This is a genomic window from Flavobacterium aquiphilum, from assembly GCF_027111335.1.
In the GTDB taxonomy this organism is placed as follows: domain Bacteria; phylum Bacteroidota; class Bacteroidia; order Flavobacteriales; family Flavobacteriaceae; genus Flavobacterium; species Flavobacterium aquiphilum.
The window spans coordinates 3,526,135-3,541,186 of sequence record NZ_CP114288.1 but is presented as its reverse complement, the minus strand read 5'-3'; the positions used below and the strand labels follow the sequence as shown (position 1 = coordinate 3,541,186).

Sequence of the window (15,052 nt, the reverse complement as noted above, 5' to 3'; positions counted from 1 at the left end):
GACTTTGTTATAACATTTAATAAATAAAATATTTAGATATGAAATATAGATTTATATGGTTATTTATAGCCATGTTGTGCAGTGCTGCAACATTTGCGCAAATAACAATAAAAGGAACTGTTAAGGACAAAAGTGCTTTGCCTGTTCCCGGAGCAAATATTGCTGTGAAAGGAACAGCGACTGCAGTATCAACTGATTTTGATGGTAAATATTCTATTGTAGTTCCAAATAAAAATGCACAACTTCAATTTTCTTTTATTGGTTTTACTACTAAAACAATAGAAGTTGGAGATAGAACAGTTGTTGATGTTGTTTTGGAACAAGCAGGTCAAAACTTAGAAGAAGTTGTAGTTGTGGGTTATGGAACTGTGAAAAAGAAAGATATAACTACTTCAATTTCTTCTGTAAAAGGTAAAGAGCTTCAAACAATGACTGTTGGTAATGCAACCGAATCATTACAGGGGAAAGTTGCCGGTGTTCAAATTACCGGTGCCGGAGGTCCAGGAGCCCAGCCGAGAGTACTTATCCGTGGTATTTCTACGGTAAACTTGAGTACAGACCCTCTTTATGTTGTGGATGGAGTTCCAATGGGGACAAATATCAATTTTTTGAGCAACAATGAAATTGAATCCATGGATGTATTGAAAGATGCTTCTGCGAGTGCTATTTATGGTTCTCGTGCTTCCAATGGGGTAATCCTTATTACAACTAAAAGAGGTAAAATAGGAAAACCAAAATTCAATGTTGATTTGAGTAATGGTTATCAAATGATGAATAACCCATACCATATGGCCGATGCTGAGGGATATGCCAACATTATGAATAAAGCTTATACCAGTTCTGGATATCCTGAGTATTTGCCAAATGCGGAGCAATACAGAGGAAAAACTACTGACTGGTGGAGAGCTGGAATTGATAAAGGTTCTCCTGTAAGAAATGCTTCTATCGGTGTTAGCGGAGGGTCAGAAAAAAATACGTACGCTGCTAGTTTGAATTATTACAAATCGGATTCTTTTTATAAAGTTGGTGGATGGGAAAGAATTACAGCAAGAATTGCCAATGATTTTAAGTTTTCGGATAAAGTTTCTATGGGAATTACTTTGAACCCACGTTTTGAAACTTGGGGTTCACCGGGCAACTGGGCCGATTTTGATAAAATTGATCCAATCACGCCAATTTACAAACCGGCAGATCAATTGACCGGAACAGAAAATGAGTACAGCATCTATGCACGTTCGCCTTCGTATGTTTGGAACCCGGTTGCTTCTGTAGCCAGATACGATGATTTCACAGATCAATATAGTTTGAATACCAATGCTTATTTGCAATACGAACCTATCAAAGGATTGGTTTTCCGTACTCAAGGTTCTATTGAAGTGGGTGATAAAACACAAAGTATTTTTAGACCAGATTTCGTAATTGATGCTGCACACGAAAAAGCAGAAATCAATAGTGTTGAAAGAAAGAATACTACTAATCACGACTGGACTTGGCAAACAACAGCAACGTATTCTAAAACATTTGCTGATAAACATAATTTGTCTTTGATGGTAGGTGCTACAATGGAAGAGTACAATGGAAATGATGTTTGGGCTTATGGAGAAGGTGTTCCTAACAACTCTGATTTGATGAGAGAAGTAAATGCCGCTACCAAAAACCGTAACAGTGGCGGTAACAGCTGGTCTAGTTCTTTGGAGTCATATATTTCGCGTCTTTCTTATAACTATGACAGCAGATATTACTTGACAGGTACTTTCAGACGTGACGGTTCTTCAAAGTTTATGGCAAATAATAAATGGGCTAATTTCCCATCTGCTTCTGCTTCTTGGAGAATTTCAAATGAAAGTTTTATGGAAAATGCAAAATCAGTTGTTAACGACCTTAGATTAAGAGCTGGTTGGGGTAGAGTGGGTAACCAAAACTTACCAGGTTCTGTTTATCAATCAAACATCGGTCAAGGTTATTATGTGATTGGTGGTGAAGTTGTAGATACTTCTTACCCTTCATCTATGGCAAACAAAGATATCAAATGGGAGACTGTTGAAGATATCAACTTCGGTCTTGATTTTGGATTATGGAAAAACAAAGTTTCTGGGTCTTTGGAATATTACGAAAAAACAACAAAAGATATGTTGTTCTTGAAACAATTTCCAACATATAGCGGTTTTCCAGGGTATTCAACTATGTGGACAAACGTAGGATCTATGAAGTCTAATGGTATTGATTTGCTTTTGTCATACAAAGACAAAAAAGGGGATTTCTCTTATGGAGCTGATGTAACTTTTACGACTGTGAATGTTAAGATGGTCTCTTTGTCTGCTGAGGATGAAAAATTATACGGATCAAGCAACAGAACGTTAACTGTGAAAGGTGATGAGCCAGGATATTACTACGGATATGTAGCTGATGGTTTGTTCCAAAATCAAACAGAATTGAATTCTCATACTGATGAGCACGGAAACAAGTTGCAACCTTATGCACAAGTAGGTGATGTTCGTTTCAAAGATGTGAATGGTGACGGAAAATTGGATGATAAAGACAGAACAAAAATTGGTTCTCCTTGGGCTGATTATACTGTGGGATTGAATTTGAGTTTTGCTTACAAAGGCTTTGATTTGATTGCAAACTTCTACGCAAGTATTGGAAATGAAATTATAAATCAAAATATCTCTGATTTATATAATGGTGCAAGTTTGACAAATAAAGTAGCCGGACTTGAAGATATGGCTTGGCATGGTGAGGGAACTTCTAATTATGTTCCTCGTTTGTCGAAAAATGATAACAATGAGAACTTCACGAAATTCTCTTCTATGTATGTTGAAGACGGTTCATACATGCGTATGAAAAACATCCAATTAGGTTATACATTCCTTAACCAATTTGGTTTGGATAAACTAAGATTGTCTGTGTCAGGTCAAAATTTATGGACTGTAACCAACTATACAGGTGTTGATCCTGAAGTTGGTGGAGGAGTTTTAGGATCAGGTTTTGGAGGATGGAATTATCCAGTTCAACCAACAATCTTATTGGGTCTTAATGTAGCATTTTAATATAAAAGAACATGAAAAAAATAATAGTATCAATAATCGCTTTTGCTGCATTTGCAGTTTCCTGTGATGATTTTATCGAGAAAGAAGCGAGAGGAACTCAAACTTTAGAAAACTACTTTCAAACAGCACAAGAATGCGAAAATTATGTAAACGAATTAACGCATAGATTGTTGTTAACAAACGACTGGTACACATTACTGGCGCCAAGATTAACAAATGAAACAGCTACCGATGATGCTTGGATGGGGAATACAGGACAGGACAGCGGTGCTTTCAGACCTTGTGCGCAGTACATCGTTACACCAGAAAATATGGGATGTATGAACAGTATCTATACAGCTCATTATTATACCATTCAATCGGTTAATATTGGTTTAGAGAAGATGGCTTTGTCACCGCTTTCCGAAACTCAGAAAAATCAATATATAGGTGAATCATTATTTGTTCGTGCCTATTGTTATTATGAATTGGTAAATGATTTTGGAGCAGTTCCATTATATACAACATCTCTTGGAACAGGTGATTTGAAATTGCAACGCAGTCCAGTTACTGCTGTGTATGCACAAATTGAAGCTGATCTTAAAGAATCTGCAGCAAAATTGGAAAAAATCCCAGTTGACAGAAACGGTAGAGTTAACAAATGGGCAGCTTATGCTTTATTGGCACGTGTGTCACTGTTCCAGGAAAAATGGGCAGAAGCAAAATTATATTCAAACAAAGTGATTACTGAAGGACCTTATGCTCTTGAAGCAGATTTCTTGAAGATATGGGATGTAAATAATCATAACGGTGTAGAATCAATTTTGGAAGCTCAGTCATCTTCTGTACAGGATAAAAGTTTAGGATCTATGCTTCCAACTTTCTCGGGAGCAAGGGGCGAAGACAAGAAAAATTTCCCAAGTAATGACGCAAAAGATGTTATTGATGGTTGGGGATGGTGTATGCCAACGAGTGACTTGGAGAATGCTTATCTTTCTGAAAATGATGTGGTACGTCGCAGAAGCACAATTACTAAATGGGGTGAAGCAGCTTATGGTGATGAGGTTCTTAACCCAACTCATAAATTTAGCTTGAACGACAATAAATCAGGACGTATCTGCCGTAAATATTACATTCCAATTGCTACACGCCGAGCATTGGACAAAAAAGACGGTCACTTACCATTGAATGTGCCTTTGATTCGTCTGGCCGAAATGTATTTGACAAGAGCAGAAGCAGCTTATCAGTTGGGAGATGCAGGAGGAGCTTTGGCAGATATCAATGTTATCAGAGCGCGTGTAAAACTTGATCCTAAAGTTGGTTTGGCAGGTCCTAATCTTTTGAGACAAATCTACAAAGAGCGTCGTTTAGAATTAGCTTTCGAGGGATTACGTTTGTTTGATATTCGTCGTGAAAAAGACCCAAGTACAGGAAAACCGGTTATCGAATCTTTGATGGGACCAAATGGAACTTTTGTAAAATACAATTTAAGTTCTACAGACCAATATGAAACTACCAATTTGAAAGAGGCACAAGACAAAGGGATAAATTTCAGTCCTACTAAAAACTTGTTGTGGCCAATACCTCAGTTGGAAATCGATTTGAGCGGTGGTTTAATTACTCAAAACGCTGGTTACTAGTATGGATTTTTTTAAAAACTATAAAGCAAGCCTGCTATTTGCAGGTTTGCTTTTCATTAATTCAACTTTAATCACGAGTTGCAGCTCATCTGATAATACAAATGATTCACAACCTGTTTCTTCCACAACCAAGGATTTGAATGTGAATCTTGATGCAAATCTTCAGACTATGGAGAGTTTTGGTGCATCAGATGCCTGGCAATGTAACTTTATAGGTAAAAATTGGCCTTCTGATAAAAGAAACCGAATTGCAGATTTATTATTCAGCAAAGAAGTTGATGCTGATGGAAATCCAAAAGGAATTGGTTTGTCATTATGGCGTTTCAATCTTGGTGCCGGAAGTACAGAACAGGGAGATGCAAGTGATATAGGTGATGAATGGAGACGTACAGAATGTTTTACTACCGATGGTGTTACTTATAACATGAGTAAGCAAGCAGGACAAGTATGGTTTATGAAAGCCGCTAAGGAGCGCGGAGTTGAAAAATTATTGGCTTTCGCAAATAGTGCTCCTGTTTATTTAACCAATAATGGCAAAGCACATGCAAGCATAAAAGAATTTTACAATTTGAAAGATGGTAAAATGCCTGACTTGGCTGATTTTTGGGTAAATGCTATTGACAAGTTAAAAACAGAACAAGGTTTGACAATAGATTACATCAGTCCTTTCAACGAACCACAATATGAGTGGGATGGAACTAGTCAGGAGGGGTCACCGGCAACCAATGCCAATATTTACAGTTTTGTAAATATTCTATCTCCAAAATTGCAGGCAAAAGGACTTAGTTCCCAAATTGTAGTTGGCGAAGCAGGAGCTTATGAACCGCTTTATAAAACAGTAAGCGGTACAGAAAGCAGATCCAACCAGATTGATTATTTCTTTGGACCAAATTCTACCAAAAACATTGCAGGCTTGAGTAACGTGAAGAAAACAATATCTGGACACAGTTATTGGCAGGCATGGCCATTGAGTACACTTGTTTCTTCAAGACAATTAGCAGCCTCAAAAATTCTAACAGCACCGGGACTTAGTCTTTGGTCTTCTGAATATTGTGTTCTCGAAAGCCCTGGAACTTCTGAATTGCCAGGCGGAGCAGGAGCAGGAAGAGACTTGGGAATGCAGTTGGCGCTTTGGACAGCTCGTATTGTAAGCACTGATATCGCTGTTGGAGGTGTTACTTCTTGGCAGTGGTGGACAGCAATAAGCCGTGGTGATTACAAAGATGGATTGATACACGTAGATGATGGAGCGAGTAAGGGAGCGGGCGGAGCTGATTATTGCAAAAATGACGGTTACATTAGGGATTCTAAAACACTTTGGGCTTTAGGAAATTTCTCTTTCTTTGTAAAACCGGGAATGGTAAGGGTTCAAATACCAAATTTAGATAACTCGACAGCTACTACTGATGTAATGGTAACAGCTTATAAAGATGTGATCAATAAAAAACTGGTAATCGTGGCGGTTAATTTTAGTTCTTCTGCGAGAACATATAAATTGAATCTTTCAGGTGGGACGTTAACTAATAATAAGCTTACACCATATACAACTTCAGATGCTAAAAGTTTGAAAAAAGGAACTGATGTTGATGCTACAAATTTTGAAATAGAAGCTAGATCGGTTGTAACATACGTTGGTAATTATAAATAATAAGCTGAAAAAAAATAAATCAGTAGTTTTATAAAGGATGGTTTTACGCAATTTATGTCATTTCAGGGAAGAAGGAAATTAATAAATAAAGAAGATTACTTCTTGCTTGGAATGACAAGGTTGCTTCAATAAAAAAGAAATAGAATGAAAAAAGTATATGTCTCGCTTTTATTGTTAATGAGTTCACTGTTTTTTGGACAAAGAACCGCTACAATTAGTATCGATAATGTCATGCAAACCATGGATGGTTTTGGAGGATCTGATGCGTGGAGATGTCAATTTGTTGGAAAAAATTGGCCACAGCAAAAAAAGGATGCTATTGCCGATTTGCTTTTTAGCAAAGAAATCGATGCGCAGGGAAATCCAAAAGGTATCGGACTTTCGATTTGGAGGTTCAATCTTGGGGCAGGAAGTATGGAACAAGGCGAAAACAGTAAGATTTCGGATGAATGGAGAAGAAGTGAATGCTTTTTAAATGCCGATGGGACTTATGATTGGTCAAAACAAGAAGGACAAAGATGGTTTTTGCAAGCGGCCAAAAAGCGAGGAGTAGAAAAATATTTGATTTTTACCAATAGTCCTCCTGTTTTTATGACCAATAACGGATTGGCTTTTTCTTCTCAAAAAAACAAACTGAATCTGAAAGAAGGAGCACTTCCAAAATTTGCCGATTTCCTAGTGAAAAGCATTCAGGGATTGGAGAAAAAAGAAGAAATTAAATTCGATTATGTAAGTCCTATAAATGAGCCACAATGGGAATGGATGGCCAACAACGGAGATAAAAACAGTCAGGAAGGAACACCTGCTACGAATGAAGAAATATTCAATTTAACCAAGGCGCTTTCTGATAAACTCAAATCTCAAAAAATGAGTACAGAAATTGTTCTAGCCGAAGCGGCACAAATTAACTATCTGTATGAAAATGTAAATGGAGAAAACAGAGATAATCAGATTGATTACTTTTTTGGAAATTCAAGAAACAATATTTCGAAGTTACCAAATGTAAAGAACGTCATTTTGGGACATAGTTATTTTACCACTTGGCCTGTTGACAAACAAGTTTTAAGTAGAAAATTGATTGCAGCAAGTGTAAAACAAAAACCAGGTTTAAAATACTGGCAGTCGGAATACTGTATTTTGGAAAATCCGGGAGAAGCTGAAATTCCAGGAGGTGCCGGAGGGGGAAGGGATTTGGGTATGCAAACTGCCTTGTTTGTTGCCCGTTTGATACACAATGATATCGCTCTTGCGAATGCGGCTTCTTGGCAATGGTGGACATCACTTACGCGAGTAGATTATAAAGATGGTTTGATTTATTTGGATGACGGAAAAAGCAATGGTGGAACAGCTCCTGATTATGTTAAAAATGATGGGAATTTCCATGATTCAAAACTGCTTTGGGCTTTGGGGAATTATTCCTTGTTTGTGCGTCCGGGGATGCAGAGAGTTGATGTGCCAAATCAGGATGAATTGGGTTCTGCAAACGATGTGATGCTGACCGCATACAAAGATATCAAAAATAAAAAATTGGTTATTGTTGCTGTTAACTGCGGGAAATCGGTCCAGAAATATAAGTTTGATTTAACAAAAGGGACAGTTAAAAAAAATGAATTGACACCTTATGTTACCTCCGAAAATACCAATTTAAAAAGAGCGGACATTCAGAAAATCGATGCGGTTGAAATTCCTGCAAAATCAGTTGTCACTTTTGTTGGTGAATTGCAATAAAATTGGGCAGAGATAAATCGCATATTAATCGGATTTCTTATTAAAAATATGAACTATAATTCAAAAATATTAACCCAAAAGAGAAGCATTTTTAGGTTTGCTGTTTTGACGGTTGCTTTGTCTTTTTTTGGCATAGCCAATGCACAGCAGGTTTCGAAAAAGAAATTGCCTAAATCGGAAGCAAAGAGTTCAGTCATAAAAACCACGGCTTATTTATTTGCTTATTTTACAGGAAATTCAAATGATGAGGAAGCGATTCGTTTTGCGGTAAGCAACGATGGCTACAATTTCAGGGCGCTAAATAACAATCAGCCGGTTATTGATTCCAAACAGATCAGCTCATCGGGAGGAATAAGAGATCCCCATATTTTGCGTGGAGTTGACGGCAAAACTTTTTACATGGTGGCAACCGACATGGTTTCTGCCAAAGGCTGGGATTCCAACAGAGCAATGGTTTTATTGAAGTCGAATGATTTGGTAAACTGGAGTTCATCAGTAATTAATATTCAAAAGAAATACCCAAACAATGAAAACTTAAAGCGTGTCTGGGCGCCGCAGACCATTTATGATACTCAAAAAGGAAAGTACATGATTTACTGGTCAATGCAGCACGGAAACGATATTGACAAAATTTATTATGCTTACGCCAATGCTGATTTTACCGATTTGGAAACCGAACCGAAACAATTGTTTTTTAGTCCGACAAATGGTGCCTGCATTGACGGTGAAATTATTTTTAAAGACAATAAATATCATTTGTTTTTCAAAACAGAAGGAGCAGGAGCGGGGATAAAAATAGCGGTTTCCGACAAATTGACCGAAGGTTATGTTTTGAGAGACAAATATGTTCAGCAAACAAAATATCCGGTGGAAGGAGCTGGGGTCTTCAAACTGAATAATTCTAATGATTATATTCTGATGTATGACCTTTATACAAAAGGAAAATATCAGTTTACAAAAACGAATGACTTAGAAAATTTCTCGGTTATTGACAATGCGGTTTCAATGAATTTCCATCCGCGTCATGGAACGGTTATGCCTATAACTGCGAGTGAATTGGCACGATTGGAAAGCAAATGGGGAACTGCAAAAGATATTTTAAGTTCGCCAGAAGCCAAAGACGTAAAGAAAACAAATGTAAAAGTTGATGATGTTGCGAAACAAGTTCATTTACCGGTAAAATTCGGAACCAATCTTGCTTCTTTTAAACCTGATTTTACAAAATATGCAGGGGTAAATATTGAACCAAAAACGGCTCAGAATTTTACAAAAGGAGCTGTAAAATATACCGTTGCAATTGAAGGAAAACCAACTGAAACATGGTTGGTTACTGCTTCGGTGGCAAATAATCCGGCGTTGAACGGTTTTTATGCGGATCCGGATATTTTGTATTCTGAAAAAACAGGCAAATATTACATCTACCCTACAAGTGATGGATTTGATGGCTGGTCTGGTACTTATTTTAAAACATTCTCTTCTCCCGATTTGGTAAACTGGACTGATGAAGGAATCATTCTTGATTTGGAAAAAGATGTAAGTTGGGGAAATAGAAATGCCTGGGCTCCCTGTATTACGGAGAAAAAAGTGGGAAATGATTATAAATACTACTTCTATTTTACCGCTGCCCAAAAAATTGGTGTGGCTGTTGCCGATAACCCAAAAGGACCTTTTGTGGATTCAGGAAAACCATTGGTGGAAAAATTGCCAAATGGGGTTTCGGGCGGACAGCAAATTGATCCTGATGTTTTCACAGATCCAAAAACCGGAAAAAGTTATTTGTACTGGGGTAATGGTTATATGGCTTGCGCCGAACTCAATAACGATATGATTTCGATCAAAGAGGAATCAATCAAGGTTATGACACCAGACAATACTTTTCGCGAGGGGACAACTGTCTTTTTCAGAAATGGTAAATATTACTTCTTATGGTCTGAGGATGATACTAGAAGTGAGAATTACAAAGTCCGCTACGGAACTTCCGATTCTCCGACTGGAAAAATCAGTATTCCTGAAAACAATTTGGTTATAGCCAAAGACAAAGAAGCTGAGATTTATGCGACAGGTCATAATTCGGTAATTCAAATACCGGGTAAAGACGAATGGTATATCGTGTATCATCGTTTCAATTATCCAAAGGGAATTACTATGGGAGATGCCGCAGGATTCAACAGGGAAGTTTGTATTGATAAAATGGAGTTTGACAAAGACGGGAATATTGTAACAGTGAAACCCACTCATGCCGGAATTAAGCCAGTAAAAAAATAACATTCTTAAAAGGGATTGCTAACAGATTAGATTTAAATGAATAACAAAAACTTTATATAATGGTTACTAAAAAATTATTATTACCAATTCTTCTTTTTTCCTGTATGTCTGCTTTTAGCCAGATATCGTTTGGAGATTCAAAAAAAATTAATGACAATTGGAAGTTTACACTTGAGGATGCTCAGAATGCTCAAAATACTACTTACAATGACACTAAATGGCAATCTGTCAATGTGCCTCACGACTGGAGTGTCGAAGGGAGATTGAGTCCCACTTTGGCGAGTTGTACAGGTTATTTGCCTGGAGGAATTGGCTGGTACCGAAAAACATTGAACATTCCCCAAGAGAAACGTGGAGAAAAAGTCTATTTATATTTTGAAGGAGTGTACAACAGAAGTGAAGTTTTTATAAATGGCCACTCTTTAGGTAAACGCCCTAACGGATTTATTTCGTTTGCTTATGATGCTACTCCGTTTGTAAAATACGGTGAAGACAATATCATTGCTGTACGTGTGGATCATAGCAAGAGCGCCGATTCACGTTGGTACACCGGTTCAGGAATTTACCGTAACGTATGGTTAGTGTATTCAAACCCGGTGCATATTGGTCAATGGGGAGTTTATACTTATCCGGAAGTTACTAATGGAACCGGAACTTTGAATGTGGAAGTGGCTTTGGAAAACGGTACATCTGCCAAAACAAACCTTACAGTTGTAAACGAGCTTTTGGGCAGTGATGGAAAAGTAGTTGCTAAAAGTTCTCAAAAAGTTGCTGTTGAAGCAAATGCAGCTAACAAAGTTGAAGCCAAAATAAAAGTACAAAATCCTAAACTATGGGATTTGGAGCATCCTAATCTGTATCAGTTGAAAACAACAGTTTTGAAGGATGGAAAACCAATCGATAAAACGGTTACTTCAACAGGTTTTAGAACTTTTACTTTTGATGCTAATAAAGGTTTTGCGCTTAACGGCAAATGGATGAAAATGAAAGGTGTTTGTTTACACCATGATGCAGGAGTTTTAGGTGTTGCTGTGCCAAGAGATGTCTTGAAAACAAGACTACAAACTTTAAAAGAAATTGGTGTAAATGCAATCCGAACTAGTCATAATCCGCAGGCTCCTGATTTTTATGCTCTTTGTGATGAATTGGGATTGTTAGTTCTTAACGAAGCTTATGACGAATGGGAATTCCCTAAACGCAAATGGTTAACAGGATGGAATGTTGGAACACCTGGTTTTGAAGGTTCCAATGATATATTTGCCGATTGGGGTGAGAAAGATTTGGAAGATATGGTTCGTCGTGACCGAAATCATCTTTCGGTATTTGGATGGAGTATAGGTAATGAAGTGGATTATCCAAATGATCCTTACTCGCATCCTGTTCTGGATAAAGGAACAGAAGGTTTTGGACAAGCGAATTATGGAGGTTACCAAAAAGATGCTCCAGATGCAATGCGTCTTGGCGGTATAGCCAAACGTCTTGTTGCGGCGGTGAAAAAATACGATAAATCTCGTCCTACAACTGCTGGATTGGCTGGAGTTGCAATGTCTAACGAAACAGAATATCCGGGAGCTTTAGATATTACTGGATACAATTATACAGAAAGCAAATATGGTTCGGATCACAAAAAATACCCAAACAGAGTGATTTTCGGAAGTGAGAATGTTCATGATATGGGGCCATGGCTGGCAGTAAAAAATAACGAGCATATATTTGGACAGTTCTTATGGACAGGAATTGATTATTTGGGTGAATCTAATGCTTGGCCATCAAGAGGATTCTACTCAGGATTAGTAGATTTTGCAGGTATGATTAAACCAAGAGGGTACTTTCGTCAGTCATTATGGTCGGATAAACCAATGATTTATGCAGGAACTTATCCGGTTAATAACGATGCAGCACTTTCTAAAGATGCTTGGCCGTTGTGGAATTATACTGATGGGCAAATGATTAGAGTGGTTTGTTATACCAATGCTCCTAAAGCGCGTTTGGAACTAAACGGAAAAGTGGTTGGTGAGGAGAAAAAATATGATGAACAAACTGGAATTATTTACTGGGACATTCCTTTTACTTCGGGTAAACTGGAAGCCATCGGATTAGGTAATGATAATAAATTGGTTAGCCGATATGCAATAGTATCCTCCCAACAGCCAAATGCTTTAGTGATTAATGAAAAAAACATAACTATCAATAAGGACAAAGGTGTTGCAAAAGTAATTGTGCAGGTGTTGGATGAAAAAGGTTTACCGGTAATGCTTTCAGATAATGAAGTTACCTGCAATGTAAGCGGTTCAGGAAAATTATTAGGACTGGAAGCTGGAAATAATACAGATATGGGTGATTATACCGATAATGTTCAGAGAGTATTTCACGGTCATTTGGTAGCTTATATTCAGGCTACAGGAGGTAACGAACCAATAACAGTGAAGTTTAGTAGTAACTGGTTAAAATCGGCTGAAGTGACTATTCTGGTAAAATAAGTTTTGGTATAGGCCAAAACTTTAAGAGATTGAACTCTTTTTGGTTAGAGAGATTAATAAGTTTAGTTAGTTAAGGCTGCTCCTTTTGTTAGGAGCAGCCTTAATTTTTTTACAAGAATTAGTCTTGTTTTAATCTTTTAGAAGAATTTCTTTTTAACAAGACTGGTTTCAAAACTATAGTTTCAGGTGCAGTTGGTTCATTTTTATTTTTAATTCGGGACAGAAGTAAATTCATAGCAATTTTTCCCATTTCAAATCCCGGCTGATCAATAGTAGTCAGTGATGGCTCAATAATAGAAGAAATAGGTTCGTTACTGAAACCTACGACTGCTATTTCTTGAGGAATTTTAATTCCTTGCTCTTTTAAATACTGCAAAGCACTGATAGCAGCAGTATCATTAGCAGAGAAGATTCCGTCTATTGGTATGTTCAGCGCAAGCATTTTTTTTGCATTTTCAATACCATCTGCTTCCATTAATTTTGAAGATATAATCAATTCCTTTTTCAAAGGAATATTATGTTTTTTCAAAGCTGCTTCATAACCAAGGAATCTATTTTTGTAAATTTCTAGCTCTTGTGGCCCTGAAAAATGGGCAATATTTTTACATCCCTGAAGAATTAAATGTTCAGTAGCATCAAATCCTCCCTGAAAATCGTCAATAACAACGCTACTGTATCCCGACATATTGATATTTCTGTCAAAAAGGACATGTGGTGTGTCAGTATTTTTTAAAAATTGTAATGATTCGTCGTCTTTGGTTTCCATTGATATAGACATCAAAACACCATCAACCCGATTTGCAGAAAGCGACTGAACTATTTTTTTTTCTCTTTCAAAATGATCCAATGATTGACATATAATAACGTTGTAACCTGCATCATAAGCCGTTTCTTCAATTCCGGCAATTGCCGAAGAAAAGAAATGACGTGAAATTCTGGGAACAATAACTCCAATTGTATTGGTTTTCTTGCTGCGAAGATTGGAGGCCAGTAAATTTCTTTGGTATCCAAGTTCAAGAGCTTTGGCATTGACAAGGTCTTTTGTCTTTTGCTTGACCCTGCTATTGTTACTTAATGCTCTAGAAACTGTAGAACTGTCAATGTTTAATTCCTTGGCAATATCATGGATAGTTATTTTACTGTTCTTCATTTTTTGTTGCAATGTTTTCATCATTCGATTTGCTTTTTGCGAAACTTCTATACTTTTTAAAAGGTAATTTTTTATTGCAATTGTTGCAAATCTGTTTTATTGGTAACAAAGATATTAAATTTTGTACAATCGATTGGATTTTTTTGTACAATCGATTGTATTATTGAAAATAAATATTACTTTTGAAAAAAAATAAAAGCTTTAATAGATTTAATTTTTGTTTTAAAAAGAATATAAATATTTGAATAATAATTTATTATGACAAAATACAGTTCAAGATACGCTTCAAGTCCACAAGCAGTAAAGCAATATGATACCAAACAATTAAGAGAAGAATTCTTAATTGACAATTTGATGCAAGAAGGAGAAATAATCCTTACTTACTCACACTACGATCGTTACATTGCAGGATCAGCAACTCCGATCACCCCTTTAACTCTTGAAACAATCGATCCTTTAAAATCGACTTACTTTTTAGAAAGAAGAGAAATGGGGATTATCAATGTGGGAGGAAATGGCACTGTTGTAGTTGAAGGAACTGAATATCCTTTAGGTTTTAAAGACGCATTATATATTGGAAGCGGAAACAAAGAAGTAATCTTTAAAAGTGATGATTCTAAAAATCCGGCAAAATTCTACATAAACTCAGCTCCCGCACACAAAAACTATCCAACCAAAAAAGTAAGTTTGGCAGAAGCCAATAAACTACACTTGGGTACAATGGAAACAGCCAACCACCGTACGGTAAACCAAATGATTATAGGTGGAATAGTTACTACTTGTCAGTTGCAAATGGGAATGACCGAATTAAAGCCTGGAAGCGTTTGGAACACCATGCCAGCTCACGTACACGACCGCAGAATGGAAGTTTACTTTTACATGGACATTCCAGAAAACCAAGCCGTTTGTCACTTCATGGGTGAGCCGCAAGAAACAAGACACATTTGGATGAACAATCACCAAGCTGTAATTTCTCCACCATGGTCTATCCACTCTGGAGCCGGAACCAGCAATTACACATTTATATGGGGAATGGCAGGTGAAAACCTAGATTATGCAGATATGGATGTTTGTAAAATAACTGATTTAAGATAAACAAAAAAACTAATTAA

Annotated in this window: 8 protein-coding genes; 7 read left to right on the top strand and 1 reads right to left on the bottom strand. The window is 37.0% G+C overall.

Features of this window, described 5'->3' with window-relative positions; all coding sequences use genetic code 11:
• Positions 1-38 precede the first annotated feature (38 nt).
• The 6 genes from OZP12_RS14350 (at position 39) to OZP12_RS14325 (ending at position 12,790) form a co-directional block, all read left to right on the top strand.
• Positions 39-3,050, top strand: a complete 3,012-nt coding sequence (locus OZP12_RS14350) for a SusC/RagA family TonB-linked outer membrane protein (protein ID WP_281225716.1) — start codon at positions 39-41, stop codon at positions 3,048-3,050.
• An 11-nt stretch (positions 3,051-3,061) separates the two neighbouring features.
• The gene (locus OZP12_RS14345; RefSeq protein ID WP_281225715.1) at positions 3,062-4,669 is read left to right on the top strand and encodes a RagB/SusD family nutrient uptake outer membrane protein; all 1,608 of its coding nucleotides are present in this window, start codon (positions 3,062-3,064) and stop codon (positions 4,667-4,669) included.
• A gap of 1 nt (position 4,670) precedes the next feature.
• A complete protein-coding gene (locus tag OZP12_RS14340; protein WP_281225714.1) occupies positions 4,671-6,317 on the top strand; it encodes a glycoside hydrolase in 1,647 nt (548 codons plus the stop codon).
• 144 nt (positions 6,318-6,461) lie between these two features.
• Positions 6,462-8,045 (top strand): glycoside hydrolase, encoded by a 1,584-nt coding sequence (locus tag OZP12_RS14335; protein ID WP_281225713.1) that lies wholly within the window; start codon positions 6,462-6,464, stop codon positions 8,043-8,045.
• A gap of 48 nt (positions 8,046-8,093) precedes the next feature.
• Positions 8,094-10,310 (top strand): glycoside hydrolase family 43 protein, encoded by a 2,217-nt coding sequence (locus OZP12_RS14330; protein WP_281225712.1) that lies wholly within the window; start codon positions 8,094-8,096, stop codon positions 10,308-10,310.
• A 59-nt stretch (positions 10,311-10,369) separates the two neighbouring features.
• Entirely contained in the window at positions 10,370-12,790 is a 2,421-nt protein-coding gene (locus tag OZP12_RS14325) for a glycoside hydrolase family 2 TIM barrel-domain containing protein (RefSeq protein ID WP_281225711.1), read from the top strand.
• A gap of 118 nt (positions 12,791-12,908) precedes the next feature.
• On the opposite strand, the gene OZP12_RS14320 is transcribed toward OZP12_RS14325, so the two are convergent.
• Positions 12,909-13,964 carry a LacI family DNA-binding transcriptional regulator gene (locus OZP12_RS14320; protein WP_281225710.1) on the bottom strand — a complete coding sequence of 352 codons (1,056 nt, stop codon included), beginning with the start codon at positions 13,962-13,964 and terminating at the stop codon, positions 12,909-12,911.
• A gap of 234 nt (positions 13,965-14,198) precedes the next feature.
• Here OZP12_RS14320 and kduI point away from each other — a divergent pair, with 234 nt between their 5' ends.
• Complete coding sequence (gene kduI, locus OZP12_RS14315; protein WP_281225709.1) at positions 14,199-15,035, top strand: 5-dehydro-4-deoxy-D-glucuronate isomerase; 837 nt, start codon at positions 14,199-14,201, stop codon at positions 15,033-15,035.
• Positions 15,036-15,052 lie beyond the last annotated feature (17 nt).

Bases quoted from the DNA above. Each gene is read 5' to 3' on its own strand.
- OZP12_RS14350 (WP_281225716.1), top strand. From the start codon at position 39: ATGAAATATAGATTTATATGGTTATTTATAGCCATGTTGTGCAGTGCT.
- OZP12_RS14345 (WP_281225715.1), top strand. From the start codon at position 3,062: ATGAAAAAAATAATAGTATCAATAATCGCTTTTGCTGCATTTGCAGTT.
- OZP12_RS14340 (WP_281225714.1), top strand. From the start codon at position 4,671: ATGGATTTTTTTAAAAACTATAAAGCAAGCCTGCTATTTGCAGGTTTG.
- OZP12_RS14335 (WP_281225713.1), top strand. From the start codon at position 6,462: ATGAAAAAAGTATATGTCTCGCTTTTATTGTTAATGAGTTCACTGTTT.
- OZP12_RS14330 (WP_281225712.1), top strand. From the start codon at position 8,094: ATGAACTATAATTCAAAAATATTAACCCAAAAGAGAAGCATTTTTAGG.
- OZP12_RS14325 (WP_281225711.1), top strand. From the start codon at position 10,370: ATGGTTACTAAAAAATTATTATTACCAATTCTTCTTTTTTCCTGTATG.
- OZP12_RS14320 (WP_281225710.1), bottom strand. From the start codon at position 13,964: ATGATGAAAACATTGCAACAAAAAATGAAGAACAGTAAAATAACTATC.
- kduI (WP_281225709.1), top strand. From the start codon at position 14,199: ATGACAAAATACAGTTCAAGATACGCTTCAAGTCCACAAGCAGTAAAG.